This is a genomic window from Flavobacterium sp. 2, assembly GCF_049949195.1.
In the GTDB taxonomy this organism is placed as follows: Bacteria; Bacteroidota; Bacteroidia; order Flavobacteriales; family Flavobacteriaceae; genus Flavobacterium.
The window spans coordinates 3796373-3815872 of the sequence record NZ_CP188206.1 but is presented as its reverse complement, the minus strand read 5'-3'; the positions used below and the strand labels follow the sequence as shown (position 1 = coordinate 3815872).

Annotated in this window: 13 protein-coding genes, 1 tRNA gene and 2 pseudogenes; 13 read left to right on the top strand and 3 right to left on the bottom strand. The window is 33.7% G+C overall.

Annotation, left to right across the window (positions count from 1 at the left end; all coding sequences use genetic code 11):
• Positions 1–7 precede the first annotated feature (7 nt).
• The gene (locus ACNFIH_RS16580; protein ID WP_426483967.1) at positions 8–841 is read left to right on the top strand and encodes a GIN domain-containing protein; all 834 of its coding nucleotides are present in this window, start codon (positions 8–10) and stop codon (positions 839–841) included.
• Positions 842–998: 157 nt separating this feature from the next.
• Here ACNFIH_RS16580 and trxB read toward each other — a convergent pair whose 3' ends face one another.
• Complete coding sequence (gene trxB, locus ACNFIH_RS16575) at positions 999–1946, bottom strand: thioredoxin-disulfide reductase (RefSeq protein ID WP_035649832.1); 948 nt, start codon at positions 1944–1946, stop codon at positions 999–1001.
• Between the two features lie 177 nt (positions 1947–2123).
• On the opposite strand from trxB, the gene ACNFIH_RS16570 reads away from it, so the two are divergent.
• Positions 2124–2198, top strand: a tRNA-Pro gene (locus ACNFIH_RS16570).
• Between the two features lie 299 nt (positions 2199–2497).
• On the top strand, positions 2498–3733 hold the full coding sequence (locus ACNFIH_RS16565) for a site-specific integrase (protein ID WP_426483966.1): 1236 nt from the start codon (positions 2498–2500) through the stop codon (positions 3731–3733).
• A 469-nt stretch (positions 3734–4202) separates the two neighbouring features.
• Here ACNFIH_RS16565 and ACNFIH_RS16560 read toward each other — a convergent pair.
• Positions 4203–4460 (bottom strand): annotated as a pseudogene (locus tag ACNFIH_RS16560) (helix-turn-helix domain-containing protein).
• 227 nt (positions 4461–4687) lie between these two features.
• Between ACNFIH_RS16560 and ACNFIH_RS16555 the strand changes: the two are divergent.
• The 7 genes and pseudogenes from ACNFIH_RS16555 (at position 4688) to ACNFIH_RS16525 (ending at position 14138) form a co-directional block, all read left to right on the top strand.
• Positions 4688–5509, top strand: coding sequence for a type IV toxin-antitoxin system AbiEi family antitoxin domain-containing protein (locus ACNFIH_RS16555; RefSeq protein WP_426483965.1), 822 nt, complete (start codon positions 4688–4690; stop codon positions 5507–5509).
• A complete protein-coding gene (locus ACNFIH_RS16550) occupies positions 5506–6309 on the top strand; it encodes a nucleotidyl transferase AbiEii/AbiGii toxin family protein (RefSeq protein WP_426483964.1) in 804 nt (267 codons plus the stop codon). Before ACNFIH_RS16555 ends, ACNFIH_RS16550 begins: the two co-directional genes overlap by 4 nt.
• A gap of 126 nt (positions 6310–6435) precedes the next feature.
• Positions 6436–7983: pseudogene (locus ACNFIH_RS16545) on the top strand (type I restriction-modification system subunit M).
• Positions 7980–9152 carry a restriction endonuclease subunit S gene (locus ACNFIH_RS16540; protein WP_426483963.1) on the top strand — a complete coding sequence of 391 codons (1173 nt, stop codon included), beginning with the start codon at positions 7980–7982 and terminating at the stop codon, positions 9150–9152. Before ACNFIH_RS16545 ends, ACNFIH_RS16540 begins: the two are co-directional and overlap by 4 nt.
• Position 9153: 1 nt before the next feature.
• A complete protein-coding gene (locus tag ACNFIH_RS16535) occupies positions 9154–10332 on the top strand; it encodes an AAA family ATPase (RefSeq protein ID WP_426483962.1) in 1179 nt (392 codons plus the stop codon).
• Positions 10319–13426: a type I restriction endonuclease subunit R gene (locus ACNFIH_RS16530; protein ID WP_426483961.1), complete on the top strand. Its 3108-nt coding sequence runs from the start codon at positions 10319–10321 to the stop codon at positions 13424–13426. The genes ACNFIH_RS16535 and ACNFIH_RS16530 overlap by 14 nt, the downstream gene beginning before the upstream one ends.
• 418 nt (positions 13427–13844) lie before the next feature.
• Positions 13845–14138 carry a hypothetical protein gene (locus ACNFIH_RS16525; RefSeq protein ID WP_426483960.1) on the top strand — a complete coding sequence of 98 codons (294 nt, stop codon included), beginning with the start codon at positions 13845–13847 and terminating at the stop codon, positions 14136–14138.
• Between the two features lie 491 nt (positions 14139–14629).
• Here ACNFIH_RS16525 and ACNFIH_RS16520 read toward each other — a convergent pair whose 3' ends face one another.
• On the bottom strand, positions 14630–16795 hold the full coding sequence (locus ACNFIH_RS16520; protein WP_426483959.1) for a hypothetical protein: 2166 nt from the start codon (positions 16793–16795) through the stop codon (positions 14630–14632).
• A gap of 456 nt (positions 16796–17251) precedes the next feature.
• Here ACNFIH_RS16520 and ACNFIH_RS16515 point away from each other — a divergent pair, with 456 nt between their 5' ends.
• The 3 genes from ACNFIH_RS16515 to ACNFIH_RS16505 are packed head-to-tail and all read left to right on the top strand — an operon-like array spanning position 17252 to position 19499.
• A complete protein-coding gene (locus ACNFIH_RS16515) occupies positions 17252–18019 on the top strand; it encodes a ParA family protein (RefSeq protein WP_142451862.1) in 768 nt (255 codons plus the stop codon).
• 5 nt (positions 18020–18024) lie between these two features.
• Positions 18025–18927, top strand: coding sequence for a ParB/RepB/Spo0J family partition protein (locus ACNFIH_RS16510; RefSeq protein ID WP_426483958.1), 903 nt, complete (start codon positions 18025–18027; stop codon positions 18925–18927).
• Positions 18927–19499, top strand: coding sequence for a DUF5683 domain-containing protein (locus ACNFIH_RS16505; RefSeq protein ID WP_051951575.1), 573 nt, complete (start codon positions 18927–18929; stop codon positions 19497–19499). Before ACNFIH_RS16510 ends, ACNFIH_RS16505 begins: the two co-directional genes overlap by 1 nt.
• Position 19500: the final 1 nt, after the last annotated feature.

Below are 19500 nucleotides of genomic sequence, written 5' to 3'. Positions count from 1 at the left end.
AGAATTAATGAAAAAAAATACTGCCCTGGTTCTGTTACTATTAGTTACAACATTAACTTTTGCACAAAGAAGAGAAAAAATAAAAGGAACTAAAATCGTTACAACATCAATAAAAGAAGTTGGAAGTTTTGACGGCCTTGAAGTAGATGACAATCTGGAAGTTTATTTGGAACGCGGAGAAAAAAATGAAATCAAAATTGAAGCCGACGATAATCTTCATGATATTGTTGCAATGGATTTAAGAGATAAAACCCTTCGTTTATATACTTCAAAAGAAAGTACAATTTTCAAAAAACTTTCTGTACGTGTTACTTACACGGGGACATTAAATAAAGTAATTGCAAAAAACGAAGCAATTATTTATGCAATTCAGGAACTTAAATTAGATGACATCACTTTTAACAGCGTTGATTATTCAAAACTGTATTTGAATGTAAATGCAAAAAAATTCAGTTTAGTTGCAGATGACAAATCCAGATCTGAAATAAATCTGAAAGCAGAAGAAGCTACTATTCAATTAAGCAAAAATGCGGGACTGAAATCTTTGGTTTCTGCAATCAAATTTAAATGTGATTTGTACCAAAAATCAAATGCTGCAATTGAAGGAATTGCTGAAAAAGCAACTATTCGTTTGGATAATAATTCGGTTTTCACCGGAACAAAGTTTACTATGAAAGATGCTAATATTACCGCAGAAAGCTACTCTACCGGAAGTATTTTAGCCGAAACTACTATTTCAATCGCAGTTGGAGACAAAGCTGAACTTTCTTTATTTGGAAACCCAACTATACAATTGACACGCTTTTCTGAAGAAGCTAAATTGATTAAAAAGCTTAAATAATTTTGTTTCAGGTTTTTCTTGTTTCAGGTTTCAAGTTCAAATTAAGAACATTTATTATAAAAAGAAAATCCCGGTCTAAAATTTAGACCGGGATTTTTTTATTGTCAAGGTTTATACGTTCCAACAACTTGAAACCTGAAACCTGAAACTTTTCAACTTATTCTTTAGAAGCTAAATATCTTTCAGCATCCAAAGCAGCCATACATCCTGTACCTGCAGCAGTAATAGCTTGGCGGTATACATGATCTGCAGCATCACCAGCTACAAAAACACCTGCAACATTTGTATTCGATGTTCCCGGAGTATTTATGATATATCCTGTTTCATCAAGAGTAATGTAATCTTTAAAAATGTCTGTATTTGGTTTGTGTCCAATTGCTACGAAGAAACCAGTCGCAGGTATTTCGATAACTTCTCCAGTAGTTTTGTTTAATGCTTTAATAGCATGAACTACTTGATTATCACCAACAACTTCAACAGTATCATGATTCATTAAGATTTCAATATTCTCTGTTTTGCGAACACGTTCTTCCATGATTTTTGAAGCTCTGAATTTTTCGCTTCTTACTAACATTGTCACTTTTTTACAAAGTTTAGATAGATAGTGTGCTTCTTCACAAGCAGAATCTCCAGCTCCAACAATTACAACTTCCTGATTTCTATAGAAGAATCCGTCACAAACAGCACAAGCAGAAACTCCTCCACCCATATTCAAATAATGCTGCTCTGATGGTAATCCTAAATATTTCGCTGAAGCACCTGTAGAAATAATAACAGTTTCACAGTGTAACTCGATTGAATCATTGATCCAAACTTTATGAATATCTCCAGAGAAATCAACTTTTGTAGCCCAGCCATCACGAATATCAGCACCAAAACGTTTTGCTTGTTCTTGTAACTGAATCATCATTTCTGGTCCGGTAACACCATCAACATAACCTGGAAAATTTTCTACCTCATTAGTTGTAGTTAATTGTCCACCTGGCTGCATTCCTTGATATAATACTGGATTCATGTTAGCTCTGGCTGCATAAATAGCTGCAGTATAACCTGCAGGGCCAGAACCTATAATAAGGCATTTAATTTTTTCGATTGTATCTGACATAATGTGAATAGTTTTTTTGTGATGCAAATGTAAACTTTATTATAAAAAATAAAGGCGAAAATAAATCCGAAATAACTATGTTCAAATAAGTTTTATTTATTTTCATTTTTTCCTTTTGTAAACGAAATTTATTTATATCTTTGCATCCGCTTACGGGCAGTACAACAAATACATCTTCGGGGTGTAGCGTAGCCCGGTTATCGCGCCTGCTTTGGGAGCAGGAGGCCGCAGGTTCGAATCCTGCCACCCCGACACTAACGCCTTTCAAAGGCAGTCAAAACCCCTTAAATCGTATGATTTAAGGGGTTTTTCTATTTATTCCACCTCAAAATGTTCAAGTTGTATCAAAGAAAATGGGACCTATTCGGCTACCCTTTTTCTTTTTTTACCTTTAGGTTCCATAAATCAATTTAATCACTTAATTATCAGTCAATAGTACTCAAATTTTAACATTTGATGCTTACTGAAAAGTGTGCGTTTTCATCTTAAAAGCGAGCACTACTGAGACCCATTTAATGTGCAAATGATCTGAAACATTAAATTTTTGAGATATGAAAACAGCTACTATAACATTCGGAGTACTCTTTTACTTAAAGAAACAAAAAACCTCGACACAGGGCAAAGCACCTATCTGTGCCAGGGTAACTGTAAATGGTAAGCGTACTGAGATTTCAATTAAGCGTTCTGTGAACGCAAATGAATGGGATGAAAGAAAAGGTATGGCTAAAGGTAGTCGTAAAGAAACTATTGAACTCAACATGTTTCTTAACCAGTTCAAGGCAAAGATCATAAATACGTATCAGCAGATGGTTCTGACTGATGTACCAATAGATGGGCCTGCAATCCGTGATAAGATTTTGGGCACGAACCACTTGGCTCCAACATTAGTATCACTGATGGAATATCATAATGAGCAGCAACTACATAAACTTGCTCCCGGAACCATGAAGAACTACCATACCACCCAGCGATATGTAAAAAAAATTCTCATGGAGAAACTCTACAGAGATGATGTTGTCCTTTCACAGCTTACTTACAAGTTTATTTTGGACTTTGAACGTTACCTTTTTAATTATGTCCCTAAAGACCATCAAAAGCCGCTGAATAATAACGGCATTATGAAGCATATTGAAAGACTGCGCAAAATGATAAATATGGCTGTCAAGTTAGATTGGCTAACCAAAGATCCTTTCGCCAGCTTTAAAAAGCATTTTGATAAAGTAGAACGGGAATCATTGAATAATCAAGAGCTTGTAGCACTGACAAACAAAGAGTTTTCTATTGAACGCCTGAGGAATGTTAGGGATATGTTCCTCTTTAGTTGCTATACTGGTCTTGCTTATATTGAACTCGCTGAACTAACCCCAAACAAGATTGTTACAGGAATAGACGGCGGGCTGTGGATATCCACAAGCAGGGCAAAAACCGATACGGGTGTACGTGTACCGCTTCTGCCTCAAGCAATCGAATTGATAGATATATATAGAGATGATCCGAGGGCTCTGAATAACAGTACAGTTTTTCCCGTAATTTCAAACCAGCGAATGAATGGATACTTAAAGGAGATTGCTGACCTTTGCGGTATTACAAAAACACTGACCTTTCATATCGCACGGCATACCTTTGCAACGACCGTTACTCTAAGTAATGGCGTACCAATTGAGAGTGTTTCAAAGATGCTGGGGCATACCAGCATTCGTACTACACAAATCTATGCTAAGGTTGTTGAGAGTAAACTGAGTGAAGATATGGGTAGGCTTTGCGCTCGATTGGGTAATGATTTGTAATTAAAATGTGTTCAATTACCCAAATTACCCACTGTGAAGGATAATCGAAAGATTATCCCTCTTTTTTGATCTATAGGGTATCTCTTTTTCTCCATTTTACTAACATTATGAGAAAAAAGATCCGGCATTGTAGGTGTTCGATGAAGGATGCATCACAACTACAATATCCGAACAACCGTAAAGTGCGCTGGCGAGCGGCCCTGAGGCTGCCAAAATTATTTCTGTTCTTAATTATCGAAAAGGATTCCGATGATTTCTGAACTTGGAATTAGTTTAAAATAAAACCACTTGTAACAATACAAATACAAAAAAAAGCATCAGCCCTTTCAATTTAAAACCATTCCTAAAAAAATTGTCGAGGGACAATAGTAAGTTGTGTTTTGAGCTACTTGAAATACTTTCCGCAGCTCAAAACCTCTTGTCCTTGCAGGGGTAGTAAAAAACTCCAAAGTCGGTTTTTAATTAGTTACTATTTACCATTCAGGATTTTTTCAATGTCCGAATATTTGTAATACATAAGACCACCAATTTTAGTAAAAGCGAGCGTGCCATTGATCCGTAAATTTTGCAAAGTGCCAGCAGAAATATTCAACAATTTTCTAACCTCATAAGATTTTAGCTACTTTTTTTCCTGTCGGGATTGAGGTTGAATGAGTTGTTTTAAATCATTTAAAAGAAGATTTCTGAATTCGTTTAAATCTTCACGAGTGATAAGATCTATTACCATAATAATATAATTTTCACATTGTTATAGTGCAAAATTATATAGTTTGGAGCATTATATCCATAATGGGAAACTATGCCGAAAACATAAAAACAAACAGTTATGTTTTATATCGTCTATGTGAGTTTTGATCTCACATATTGCATATATAAAGTAATTTTCACAAAAAACATAAAACATATTATTATATTTTGTATCATTGTAGTGAGTTTAATTCTCTCATATTGACTATGAAACATAAAAACACTTCAACACAATCTAATGAAATTCTTTCCTATTTTAATAGCAGGAATGAAGTTTGTTTTGAATATAAAGATGCTATAAAAGTGTTGCCTAGCTCTAAGGAAAATACGGTTAGGCGATTACTAAGCGACATGACTTCAAGAGGTTTGCTCATGCGAATAAAAGATGGCGTTTACTATATTATTCCTTATGAAGAAAATCCTGAAACCTTTATGCCTGATTGGCACCTAATAGTAAAATATTTAGTAAAAGAGGCCAAACACTATATAGGGTATTATTCTGCTTTACAAATCCACAACCTAATAACGCAACCATCATTAAAAGAACAAATCGTGGTGGCCAAACAAATCAGACCTTCAGAGATTAAAGTTAAAGACATAACATTTCAATTTATCTACCATAATGAAAGTCATTTTTTTGGTGAAAAGAAAACATGGATTGATAATTTTAATAAGGTAAGCTGTTCTGATATTGAAAAGACAATAATTGACTGTCTTTTCAAACCGGATTATGCCGGAGGCATTGTAGAGGTGGCAAGAGCAATATACAGCACAAAAGAGAAATTAAATTATAAGAAACTTTTGGAATACACCATAAAGTTCGAATCTCAGGCGGTTGTAAAAAGACTAGGATATATTTTAGAACTTTTTGAAATAAAGACAGAAATTATTCAAGAATTACAAAAAATAAAGACCGCATCTTATGTAGTCTTAGATACTGAATTACCAAAGATCGGAAAAAGAAACAGCCGTTGGAGTATTCAACAAAATTTAGATATAGAAACCATTAAATCAGCCATGTTCACATGATCAAACCGGGCGAAATACAAAAGAAAGCAAACCAAGTTGGGGTTCGTGACCAGCAAATCGAAAAAGATTACATCTTATCATGGATTCTTTGGGGTGTGGCAAATCACGAACAGCTTTCAAAAATACTAGTATTCAAAGGAGGAACGGTATTAAAGAAAGTATATTTTGAAGACTATCGTTTCTCTGAAGACTTAGACTTTACCTTATTGGATAACGAAATTTCAAACGAACAAATTTTCGAATGGTTCAAAGAAAGTTTTGAGGAAATAAAAGAAGAAGCCAATATTCCCTTAGAAATAATTGATAATAATGAGCATGAAGATGGAGGAATTAATTTTTACATAGGTTATGTTGGCCCATTGGGTGGCTCTGGAAACAATAAAAAAGTGAAAGTAGATATATCTAGAAGCGAAAAATTAGAGTTTGAACCAGTAGAGAAAAATGCTATTATAGATTATTCAGATTTAGAGAATTACAAACTATTATGCTATCCTTTAGAAGAACTATTAGTCGAAAAATTACGCTGCACCATGCAACGTACACAGCCAAGAGACTACTACGATATTTGGTATTTAGTAGAAGTCGAAAAGATGGAGGTAGAATATTTTACAAATGAATTCAGGAACAAATGCACCAGTAAAGAGTTAAAACCCGAAGATTTTCATGCCAAACTGGAACAGAAATTACCGCAATACAAAGCACGTTGGAAGAACTCCATGAATGATCAAATCAAAGATTTACCAGACTTTGAGCAAGTAGAAAGAGAAGTAAATAGAAAGATTAAGAGTTTTATGAATTAAGAAAATTTAAACAAAATAAAACACAAATTGCTTCTAACAAGATAAAAAACTAGCAACAGATAGATACTTTAAATAATCATAATATTTAAAGTTAGTCCTAAAGAAGATTTATAATTAAGAAAAATAATGACAAACTTAATTCAAAAACAAGAGTTACAAAATAAAATTTGGAAAATCGCCAACGAGGTACGAGGTTCGGTAGATGGGTGGGATTTCAAGCACTTTGTTTTAGGAGCACTTTTCTATAGATTCATAAGTGAAAATTTCACAAAATACATTGAGGGAGATGATGAAAGTGTCAACTATGCTAATTACCCAGATAGTGAAATTACACCTGATATCATAGAGGATGCTGTAAAAACCAAAGGTTATTTTATTTATCCAAGTCAGCTTTTTATAAATGTTGTAGCAACTGCTAATACAAATCCAAACCTTAATACAGATTTAAAAGCCATTTTTGATGCTATAGAAAGTTCTGCAAATGGGTATCCTTCAGAACAAGACATAAAAGGATTATTTGCCGATTTCGATACTACAAGTTCAAGATTGGGAAATACTGTTGAAAACAAAAACAGTCGTTTAGCATCTGTATTGAAAGGTATTGAAGATATTAATTTTGGCGTTTTTGAAGATAGTGATATTGACATGTTTGGTGTTGCTTATGAATTTCTAATTTCAAACTATGCAGCCAATGCAGGAAAATCAGGGGGAGAATTTTTTACCCCGGAACACGTATCTAAACTAATTGCTCAATTAGCTTTGCACTGACAAACGACTGTGAATAAAATTTATGATCCGGCAGCAGGTTCGGGTTCACTGTTGTTACAAGCCAAAAAGCATTTTGATAACCATATCATCGAAGAGGGTTTTTATGGTCAAGAAATAAACCACACTACCTACAACTTGGCTCGTATGAACATGTTTTTGCACAACGTTAATTACGACAAATTTCATATTGTTTTAGGTGATACACTAAAAGACCCACAATTAATCAATGAAAAACCGTTTGACGCCATTGTCTCAAATCCTCCCTATTCTGTAAAATGGATTGGCGATGATGATCCCACAATGATCAACGATGACCGTTTTGCACCTGCAGGAGTTTTAGCTCCCAAATCAAAAGCTGATTTTGCCTTTGTTCTGCATGCACTTCATTATTTATCTCCTAGAGGTAGAGCCGCAATTGTTTGTTTCCCAGGGATTTTTTACCGTGGCGGTGCTGAACAAAAAATTAGAAAATATTTAGTCGATAACAACTTTGTAGAAACCATCATTTCGGTTGCACCTAATTTGTTTTATGGTACTTCTATAGCCGTAACGTTACTAGTACTTTCTAAAAAGAAAACCGATACTAAAACACAATTTATTGATGCAAGTGGCGAAAAATTCTTTAAGAAGGTAACCAACAACAATATGCTCACCGACAAACATATTGATAAAATTATTGAACTATTCGATAGCAAAGCAGAAGTACCACACGTAGCAACTTGTATTGATAATACTAAAATTGCTGAAAACGATTATATCCTTTCGGTAAGTTCCTATGTAGAACCAAAAGACAACAAGGAAAAAATTAATATCGAAGAGTTAAACAAAGAAGTTAAAAATACAGTTAAAAAGATTGACAAACTTCGCTCAGATATTGATGCCATAATAAAAGAAATTGAAGCATGAGTTATCTAGAAAAATTATTAGACGGCGTTAATATAGAATGGAAGCCTTTGGGAGAATTTGCTGATTATGAGCAGCCTACTAAATATTTAGTAGAATCAAATAATTATAATAATGATTTCACAACACCTGTTTTAACTGCGGGTAAAACTTTTGTGCTTGGTTATACTGATGAGACTGAAGGTATTTATAAAGCTTCAGAAAATCCGGTTATAATTTTTGATGATTTTACAACTGCAAACAAATGGGTTGATTTTGATTTTAAAGCGAAGTCATCTGCAATGAAGATGATTACTTCAAAAAATGAATCAAAAGCATCATTAAAATATATTTATTATTGGATGAATACTTTGCCAAGTGACTTAGTTGATGGTGATCATAAAAGACAATGGATTAGTAATTATGCTAACAAGCTCATCCCAATTCCATGCCCAGATAATCCAAAAAAATCACTTGAAATTCAACAAAAAATAGTTGCAATTCTCGATACCTTTTCAGAGCTTACAGCACGAAAAACGCAATATAGTTATTATAGAGAGAAATTGTACACGTTTGATGAAAATAAAGTTGAGTGGAAGACATTAAAGGATTTAACATCTTTGATAACAAAAGGGACAACACCAAAAAAATATATTGATACAGGAATTGCTTTTATCAAAACAGAAGCTTTCGACGGTTCAAATATTAACTCTAAAAAATTATCATTTATTGATGAAGATACACATAATAAAGAGTTGAAAAGATCAATTTTAAAACATAATGATATTTTAATTACGATTGCAGGAGCAACAATAGGTAAATGTGCAATCGTGCCAAAAGAAATTTTGCCTGCAAATACAAATCAAGCTTTAGCAATAATTAGGCTAAATGATGATGTAAATTTAAAATATGTATTTCATTTAATGAAATCAAATCATATGACAAAGTATATAGAATTAAATATCAAAGGTTCTGCACAGCCAAATTTAAACTTACAACAATTAAATAATTTTTCTATACCATATCCTTCACCTGAGGAACAAGAACGAATAGTTTCTATTCTAGAAAAATTCGACACACTTACTAACTCAATTAGCGAAGGCTTACCAAAAGAAATAGAATTGAGAAAAAAACAATATGAGTATTACAGAGATTTGTTACTAACATTTCCGCAAGATAATTTAGTAGATTAATATGGCACAGTCATTAACCCAAATAACACAATCGCTTATAAGTGCCGATAAAAAAGCACAATTAATTTATGCGTTTAATGGTACAGGAAAAACACGTTTGTCACGTGAGTTCAAAGAATTTATTGCACCAAAGAATCAAGAAGAGGAAGAAAGAGAAGTAGAAGCAAAAATAAAAATACTGTACTACAATGCATTTACAGAAGATTTATTTTATTGGGACAATGATTTGGATAACGATATAGATCGGAAATTGAAAATTCAACCCAATGGATATACCAATTGGGCATTTGTACAGCAAGGTCAAGAACCCAATATAACGGCTCATTTCCAACGATACACAAACGATAAATTAACACCTAGTTTCAATGAAAATTTTTCTGAAGTTCGTTTCTCATTTGAACGTGGAGATGATTCAGGTTCAGATTTTGTAAAAATTTCTAAAGGGGAAGAAAGCTGTTTTATATGGAGTGTTTTTTACAGTTTATTAGAACAGACAATAAGCGTATTAAATGTAGTAGAAGAAAGTGACCGCGAAAGTGACCAGTTTGATGACTTAGAATATGTATTTATTGATGATCCAGTAAGCTCATTAGATGATAATCACTTGATTGAGTTGGCTGTAAATATTGCTGAATTGATAAAGTCTAGTACATCATCAAAATTAAAATTTATTATTACAACGCATAATCCTTTATTCTATAATGTCCTTTTCAATGAATTTAACAATGCTAATTCAATTTCAGGTTACAAACCTAGACAATCTAAAAAATGGCGTTTTGAAAAATTGAATGATGGAACTTTCACATTAACTGAACAAACCAATGATGCACCTTTTTCATACCATCTTTTCCTTTTATCTGAAATTGAAAAGGCAATAAATTCAAATGATATTAGAAAGTATCATTTTAGCTTTCTGCGAAACATACTAGAAAAAACGTCTACTTTTCTCGGATATGTCCATTGGAAAGACCTTTTACCTAATGAAGCTGAAGGTTCTCGTGAGGGATATTATAATCGTATAATTAATCTTTCTAGCCATTCAAAACATCATGGAGAAGAAACCTCAATAATAGAAGATAATGATAAGAGAGTTTTAGGCTTCTTAATCGATGAGATAAAAAGAATGTACAGTTTTAAATTAACTAATACAACAATAGTTACAGAAAATGGCACAGTATAAAACCATAGCAGAATCAAACAATTTTATTGTTTTAGATAATTACAATAAACATTCAGAGGTAAATGAGCCACCAGCAGTTTATCAAACAGAGGCAGCTCTTGAGAAAGAATTTATCCAAGATTTAATTAATCAAGGGTATGAATATGCTTCTAACCTAACCTCTATCGAAACTATGTTAGCAAATGTAAAAGTACAATTACAAACGCTTAACAACATGGAATTTACAAATAAGGAATGGGTTCGATTTGTGGAGGAATATTTAGATAAACCAAGTGATAATCTTGTTGAAAAAACAAGAAAAATTCATGATAATTACATCTACGATTTTGTTTTTGATGATGGACATATCCAAAATATTTACTTAGTAGATAAAAAAAATATAGTTCGCAATAAAGTCCAGGTAGTTTCACAATTTGAACAAAAAGGAACTCATGTTAATCGTTATGATGTTACTATTTTAGTTAACGGCTTGCCTTTGGTACAAGTAGAACTAAAAAAACGTGGTGTTGCTATTCGTGAAGCGTTTAATCAAGTACATCCATATACCAAGGAGAGTCTTAACAGTACTAATTCTCTTTTCAAATACGTGCAGGTTTTTGTGATCTCCAACGGAACTGACAGTCGCTATTTTGCAAACACTGTTGAACGAAACAAGAATACCTTTGACTTTACCATGAATTGGGCTAAAGCCGATAATACTTTAATTAAAGACCTTAAAGATTTTACAACAACATTTTTTCAAAAGCAAACTTTGTTAAATGTATTGCTAACCTATTCTGTTTTTGATACAAGTGATACACTGCTAATTATGAGACCATACCAAATAGCAGCAACTGAAAGAATGTTATGGAAAATAAAGAGTTCTTTTGAATCAAAAAAAACGTCAAAACAAGAAAGTGGCGGTTACATTTGGCATACTACAGGTTCGGGCAAAACAATCACCAGTTTTAAAGCAGCTCGTTTAGCTACGCAACTAGATTTTATAGATAAAGTATTTTTTGTAGTAGACCGTAAAGATCTAGATTTTCAAACAATGAAAGAATACCAACGCTTTTCTCCTGATAGTGTTAATGGTTCAGACAGTACTGCAGGTTTAAAACGAAATATTGAAAAGGATGATAATAAGATTATTGTCACTACCATTCAAAAGCTAAACAATTTGATGAAAACAGAAAATGATTTAGCAGTTTATCAAAAACAAATTGTTTTTATTTTTGATGAAGCACATCGTTCGCAGTTTGGTGAAGCTCAAAAAAACCTGAATAAGAAGTTTAAAAAATTCTATCAATTTGGTTTTACAGGAACTCCAATATTCCCAAAAAATGCTTCAGGTGCAGAAACAACTGCCAGTGTATTTGGTCGTGAGTTACATTCTTATGTAATTACAGATGCTATCAGAGATGAAAAAGTATTAAAATTCAAAGTAGATTATAATGATGTTCGTCCTCAATTTAAAAGTTTTGAAACAGAGATAGATGAAAAAAAACTAACTGCTGCAGAAAACAAAAAAGCATTTTTACATCCTGCTCGAATCAAAGAAATTTCTCAATACATTCTAAAGAATTATAGAATAAAAACTCATAGAAATCAAGGAGGAAATGTAGGTTTTAATGCAATGTTTGCTGTGAGTAGCGTTGATGCGGCAAAGTGTTACTACGAAGAATTAAATCACTTGCAGAAAGATAGTGATAAACCATTAAAAATTGCAACGATATTTTCTTTTGCTCCTAATGAAGAGCAAGGTGCTATTGGAGAAATACCAGATGAAAACTTTGAACCATCAGCAATGGATAGCAGTGCTAAAGAGTTTTTAACAAAAGCTATCGATGATTATAATACTATGTTCAAAATGAATTTTGGTATTGATGGGAAAGGTTTTCAAGACTACTACCGCGATCTTGCTAAACGTGTAAAGAGTAAAGAAGTTGACCTAATTATAGTAGTGGGTATGTTTCTTACAGGTTTTGATGCCCCAACTTTGAATACTTTATTTGTGGACAAAAACCTGCATTACCATGGTTTAATGCAAGCGTTTTCTCGTACCAACCGTATTTATGATGCTACAAAAACTTTTGGTAACATTATTACATTCCGTGATTTAGAAAATGCAACTGTTGAAGCAATAACCTTATTTGGAGATAAAAACACAAAAAATGTAGTCCTCGAAAAGAGTTACAGAGAGTATTTAGATGGTTTTACAGATATTACTACAGGAGAAGCACGTAGAGGTTTCATGGATGTTGTAAATGACCTAAATCAAAAGTTCCCAAACCCAGATGAAATAGTAACAGAAAAAGATAAAAAAGAGTTCTCAAAACTATTTGGAGAATACTTGCGAGTGGAAAACATTTTACAGAATTACGATGAGTTCTCCAATCTCAAAGCATTTCAAAAAATAGATATAAACAATCCTGAAGCTGTTGAAGCATTTAAAGAGGCTTATTATGTAACTGACGAGGAAATGATTACGATGCAAGAGGTAAGCTTGCTTCCAGATCGAAGAATTCAAGATTATCGCTCAACCTATAATGACATACGTGATTGGTTAAGACGAGAAAAAAGTGGCAAAGAATCAGAAGACTCAAATATTGATTGGGATGATGTTGTTTTTGAAATAGACCTGCTTAAATCTCAAGAAATAAACCTTGATTATATTCTTGAATTGATTTTTGAGCATAACAAAAAGAACAAAGATAAAGCCACTTTGATAGAAGAAATCCGCAGGGTAATTCGTGCAAGTATAGGCAATAGAGCAAAAGAAGGTTTAGTTGTAGATTTTATAAATGAAACAGACCTTGAAATTATTCAAGATAAAGCAAATGTTATAGATTCATTTTTTAAATATGCTCAGGAAAAACAAAAAAAAGAGGCTTCAGATTTAATTATTGATGAAAACTTAAATGAAGAAGAAGCAAAACGATACATTGTAACATCTTTAAAGCGTGAATTTGCAAATGAAAATGGAACGGAACTAAATACCATTTTACCTAAAATGAGTCCTTTAAATCTTCAATATTTAACCAAAAAGCAAAGTGTTTTTCAAAAAATTAGTGCTTTTGTAGAGAAGTTTAAGGGGGTTGGCGGCCAATTATAAATGACTTTATTATAATATTCGAAAACAGGCTAAACCAAACATTCAAATATTTGAATTCCTCCTGAATTTAATATTGATGGAATGTTTGCTGTTATACGTATATTCTTGATTTGACAATAGAAAAACCATTTATGAAAATAAGAGACAAAACGGAAAAAGTCTCCAACTTTTACGAAGTAAACTATTGTAATAACGAAAAAGCTCCAGATTTCTCTGAAGCCGGGGACATGATTCGAACCAATTTTAGTATAATCCATGAAGTCTGTGAAAAGACAAACAAGGCTAATTACAAACATTACTTTATATTAACAATCCAGGCAGCTTTGAAATTGTTTGGAGAACCACTGCTTACAAGGGCGGTTTAATATCCTTCTTAATTTACCAATTATTCATTTTAAATTTTCTAAAAACGTCAAAATTGGTATTAAGTGTTCAATTGCTATCCCCTGAAAGCCCACAAACTTTCAAAAACTCCAAAGTACCCGATCTTCCGATATTTATTCTTACCGAAATAAGAAACAATCTTTCTCCATTGATCGGAAAGCTACCAATTGCAGAAATGGTCAACAATTGCGTTTTTTTGCGCCAGCTTAACCAAGGGCAGTTTGGAGATAGGAACCTTGCAAATTGTAATAAACATTCTGGGGTTGATCGTATTTCCATTTATTGCACAGCCAATTATTTAGGAAGCATGGTTATTGACGAAATGTAATTCAACCTTATGATGCAGGAGCGCAAGATCCTTATTCCTGTTTGGGTAAAAATGTTTTTGCAATAATTGAGAGATTAACAGCAGCAGACGCTAAAGTTATGTAAAAGCAAGCAATACGGAAGATACGTTCGGTATTCGCAAGCACCACAATCCTTCGCTATTAGAATTTGTTTCACGCCAAATCCCACCTTCCAAAGCCAAACCCTGCCACCCCGACAAAAGGCTTTTCATTTATTTGAAAAGGCTTTTTTTTTGCAGTAAACTGAAATATAAAATTATAGCATAGAACGGTTATCTCGTCCCGATTGAGATCGGGAAGGCCGCAGGTTCTCCCGAAAGCTTTCGGGACTGCCACCCCGACAAAAGTCTTTTCATTTACTTGGAAAGACTTTTTTTTTGCAATAAACTGAAAACCAAATCTCATTGTAAAATTGTAAAAAAAAAGCCCACGGTTAAAACCGCAGGCTATACTAAAAAATAGTATATTTTATTTATTTCTCCATTTTAATGTAAGCAGGATATGATTCATTACTTGGTAAAACAAATTCTTCATCAAAAGGCTGCGTTCCTGATCCATTATTGTATAATGCCACACGTTTTACACCAGTTGCTGTGCTTCCGCCTTCGCTATTAATAACATTTTGAATATTTCCTGAACCTGCAAAACGCGTGGTGCACATTTTTTCGAGTTTCACATTTGGGCTGTTCGGAATTTCAAAACCATTTTTCTTGTTTACATTTCCATCAGTTCCCGTCAAAACTGCATACGATCCCATTCCTATACTATGATGTTCTTTAACAGTATTAGCGACTTTGAATGCTGCATAACCATCAACTTTTCCGTTTTGACTACTCCAGCTTGCTTGATTTGGCGCATCGTATGGTGGTTCATTTTGAAAGAAATAAGTTCTGCCACGTTCACCAAGCCACAAAACCTCGTATTCTTGAAAGTGCTCAACAAATAACCCATAAAGCGTAACATCATTACCGGTAACAATAAGTCCGTTTTTACATCTGTCTCTTGTCCATCTTGCAGCGCCGCCTTTTTGCGAACCATGATCAGCACGCCAAAGCCAAAAGTGATCTCCAACAACATTGTTACTATTTATCTGCATTGAAGCTTGTATCTGAATATTTTTCGATTGAACCCCACCTACTCTACATGTGATATCTGTCAGCAGAATTGGATCTACAGAATGATCAACCTTTGCTCCTTCATTGCCAATTCGAATTTGATAAGTTGTGCTATTGAACGAATCCATAAGAAGACCAGCAATAATAATTCCATCTTTGTCATCAGCATAAATGCATCCCCAAGTATTTTTTTCAGTAGGCTCCAATGTTACTGAAGCTATCCCGGCGCCTAAAAGTATTGCATCTTTTCTATTTACCTGAATTGGAGCATTCAGCGAATAATGTCCTGGAGTAAAAAATATATTTTTACCAGCTTTCAAAGCATTGTTGATTTCTGCTTCGGTATCACCTTCTTTAGTAACATACCATTCCGTTACCAAATCTTGAATTTTGCCTTTACCCATATCTGTTGATGACCATGAAACCCCTACTCTATCTTTTTGCCAAGCCGGAACAAACACTTTGTACTCGCCATCTTTATCTATAAAAAGAAAAGGTTTTTCTCTAATAATAGGTGTCGTAGGAACTGGCGAGTTCTTCTCATCCGTCTGCGGAGGATTTACACACCCTTGCCAAACCATATTATAAGATCCACCCATTGCTTCAGAACCTGCAGGAAAAACAGTATTTCTCGTATACCATTGTTGCTGTCCTTTCCAGTCTGGTCGGTCAGTTGTGTAATGCGTATCGGCAATGAAACCGCCACTTCCCCAAAAATTAGTATTTCCAATATCTGAAATATATTTTGAAGTACTTTCAATCAGCATTCTTCGCGCGCTCGTTGATTGAGAAACTGTCCAGGAAAAATCGCGCATTACTTCAACATTTTCAACAGAACGCCAAAAAGTACAAGTAGCGTTTGCACCACCTGAAAGATGAGGTCTAGTAAATATAGCCCCCAATTTCACATCTGACGGAACCCTTCCTAAACCTCCAATATGAGAATAAAAACCTAATTCGATTGCATTAGCTTCCGCCGATGACGCAGAACCTGATCCGCCAACATCATAAGTTTGTCCGTTAACATTTGGCTTGAAATAATAAGCCTGGCGTTTTGTTGTCCACTCACCATTTGCACCACCTAAACCAATAGTAGCAAATTGCGAATTAATTTCGTTTCGTGCTGTTTCAGCTTTTTCATATTTTCTGTCATAGAAATACATATTGTCACCAAAAATCTGGTTTTCAAGGGAAATTACAATAGTTATCTCGTTGCGAGTAACTTTATAATAGTTCTCGTATTTATTAGTGTTTGGCTTCTTGTCAGTAAACGTCAATTTAGAAGTAGTACCAACTGCAACAAAATCGGATGCCAAATAACTTCCCCCTCTTGTTATTACATAATTCCCAGAGGAGCCAAACGCCGGCCACGATAATGTGATACTGTGTTTTTTCTTGTTGTAAACAATCTTGCCCTCTATCTTATTTTCTGGTTTTACATCAGACGAATAAGGTGTTACGAAGCTGCATAAAATCAGTATAAATACAAATACGAAACATAAAGAGATTACCTTCTTAATCATAAAAATTCTTTTTTGGTTTTAATAGTAATAGTTTTTTGAGATTCGAAAAATAGCGATAATCTTTAACCTAAAAGTCCGTTTTTGGTTTCAATTTTCTTATCAAAAACTATACAAAACCCCAATTTACAAGACATATAAAGGTTTTTTCATACTGAACGAGAAATTGCATAATCCTAAAAGTTAATTCTAATCAACAAAGCAACCTACTCAATGTTTCTATTTTTAATTTCTGAAAAAGAACTTTTTTTTCATGAAAAGCTAAATCTGTATATTTTTTGAGCCTAATTATTACTCTAGCCCGTCAAAATTCTTTTGATAATTTCATTTATATCTAAAATTATTTTCTGCCGAACACCCACCGTACAACGATTACACAAACTTTCTTAAATGTTAACAAAATAGATTTTCAAAAACCATAAATAATTGTATTTTTACGGTTCAAAATTCAGAAAATAAATGGGCAAAATCATTGCTATTGCTAATCAAAAAGGAGGCGTTGGAAAGACTACTACATCAGTAAATCTTGCTGCCTCATTAGGTGTTTTAGAGAAAAAAGTATTATTGATCGACGCTGATCCTCAAGCCAATGCAACATCTGGTCTTGGAATTGACGTAGAAACAGTTGAAGTTGGAACGTATCAAATTCTGGAACATACTGTAACACCAAAAGAAGCCATTTTAAAATGTACGGCTCCAAATGTTGACGTGATACCTGCTCACATCGACCTTGTTGCTATCGAAATTGAATTGGTTGACAAAGAAAACCGTGAGTATATGCTTAAAAAAGCATTAGAAGAGGCAAAACAAGAATATGATTATATCATTATTGATTGTGCACCTTCTCTAGGTTTGTTAACCTTAAATGCTTTAACAGCTGCAGATTCTGTGGTTATTCCTATTCAATGTGAGTATTTTGCACTTGAAGGATTAGGGAAATTATTGAATACTATTAAAAGTATTCAAAAAATACACAACCCAGATCTTGATATTGAAGGATTATTGCTAACCATGTATGATTCTAGATTACGTTTATCAAATCAGGTTGTTGAAGAGGTTCAAAAACACTTTAACGATATGGTTTTTGAAACTGTTATTCAACGAAATGTAAAATTAAGCGAAGCGCCAAGTTTTGGAGAAAGCATCATTAATTATGACGCAACAAGCAAAGGTGCGGTGAATTATATTCACTTAGCTCAAGAAATTATAAAGAAAAACAGCAAATAGTTTTTATGACAAAAGCAATTAAAAAACAAGCCTTAGGTAGAGGATTATCAGCATTATTAAAGGATCCGGAAAACGACATTAAATCAGTAGACGATAAAAATGCTGATAAAGTTGTTGGAAACATCATTGAGCTTGAAATAAGTGCTATCGAAATAAATCCGTTTCAGCCTAGAAGCAATTTTAACGAAGAATCATTACGCGAATTAGCCACTTCGATCAAAGAACTTGGAGTAATTCAACCTATTACTGTTCGAAAATTAGAATTCAATAAATACCAACTAATTTCCGGAGAACGCCGTTTGCGTGCTTCAACATTAGTGGGGTTAACTCATGTTCCGGCATATATTCGTATTGCTAATGACAATGAATCATTAGTAATGGCGTTAGTAGAAAATATTCAGCGTCATGATTTAGATCCAATTGAGATTGCGCTTTCGTATCAGCGTTTGATTGACGAAATACAATTGACACAGGAACAAATGAGTGAGCGCGTTGGAAAAAAACGTTCTACAATTGCCAACTATTTACGTCTTTTAAAATTAGATCCGATTATCCAAACTGGAATTCGTGATGGTTTTATTAGTATGGGACATGGTCGCGCAATCATCAATATTGAAGATTTAGATGTTCAGACTGATATTTATCAAAAAATTGTAAGTCAAAATTTATCTGTTCGCGAAACTGAAGCTTTAGTTAAAAATTATCACGAAGGCCAACAGCCAAAAGTAGAAGGAAAGCCAAAAGCAGAATCTTCTTTTGTGGTTAGAGAAACTCAAAAAAACACCTTCAACGATTATTTTGGCTCAAAAGTTGATATTAAAGTGGCTGGCAATGGAAAAGGAAAAATTACAATTCCATTTAATTCTGAAGCCGACTTTAACAGAATTATAAAATTAATTAATGGATAGTGAATAAGATTGTCCCCATAAGTTTATTGTTCTTTCTCATAGGAACCGCTTCTATTTTTGCCCAGGCAAAATCAGATGCGGTTTTAGTCGCTAAAGACACTACTAAACTTCAAGAAATAGACCCGCTTACACCAGCAAAAGCTGCATTTTACTCTGCAATTTTACCCGGATTAGGTCAAGCATACAACAAAAAATACTGGAAAATCCCCCTCGTTTACGGAGCAATTGGAACCAGCCTTTACTTCTACATCGACAACAACAAAAAATACCATGATTATCGAGACGAATACAAACGAAGACTCGAAGGCTATGGTCCTGGAACTGGCGGAAAATACGATTTTCTAGACGACAGCCGACTTATTGCTGGTCAAAAATTCTATCAGCGAAACAGAGATTTATCTGCCCTTTTTGTAGTTGGCTTTTATGTCTTAAATATTATTGATGCCAATGTTGATGCTGCTTTGATTCAGTTTAATGTAAACGAAAGATTATCAATGCGTCCAGAAATATACCCCAACGATGTAACATTCAGACCAAACGTTGGACTAACTTTTAATTACACTTTTAAATAGT

Coding starts and splice junctions, on each gene's coding strand:
- ACNFIH_RS16580 (WP_426483967.1), top strand. CDS start 8: ATGAAAAAAAATACTGCCCTGGTTCTGTTACTATTAGTTACAACATTA.
- trxB (WP_035649832.1), bottom strand. CDS start 1,946: ATGTCAGATACAATCGAAAAAATTAAATGCCTTATTATAGGTTCTGGC.
- ACNFIH_RS16565 (WP_426483966.1), top strand. CDS start 2,498: ATGAAAACAGCTACTATAACATTCGGAGTACTCTTTTACTTAAAGAAA.
- ACNFIH_RS16555 (WP_426483965.1), top strand. CDS start 4,688: ATGAAACATAAAAACACTTCAACACAATCTAATGAAATTCTTTCCTAT.
- ACNFIH_RS16550 (WP_426483964.1), top strand. CDS start 5,506: ATGATCAAACCGGGCGAAATACAAAAGAAAGCAAACCAAGTTGGGGTT.
- ACNFIH_RS16540 (WP_426483963.1), top strand. CDS start 7,980: ATGAGTTATCTAGAAAAATTATTAGACGGCGTTAATATAGAATGGAAG.
- ACNFIH_RS16535 (WP_426483962.1), top strand. CDS start 9,154: ATGGCACAGTCATTAACCCAAATAACACAATCGCTTATAAGTGCCGAT.
- ACNFIH_RS16530 (WP_426483961.1), top strand. CDS start 10,319: ATGGCACAGTATAAAACCATAGCAGAATCAAACAATTTTATTGTTTTA.
- ACNFIH_RS16520 (WP_426483959.1), bottom strand. CDS start 16,795: ATGATTAAGAAGGTAATCTCTTTATGTTTCGTATTTGTATTTATACTG.
- ACNFIH_RS16515 (WP_142451862.1), top strand. CDS start 17,252: ATGGGCAAAATCATTGCTATTGCTAATCAAAAAGGAGGCGTTGGAAAG.
- ACNFIH_RS16510 (WP_426483958.1), top strand. CDS start 18,025: ATGACAAAAGCAATTAAAAAACAAGCCTTAGGTAGAGGATTATCAGCA.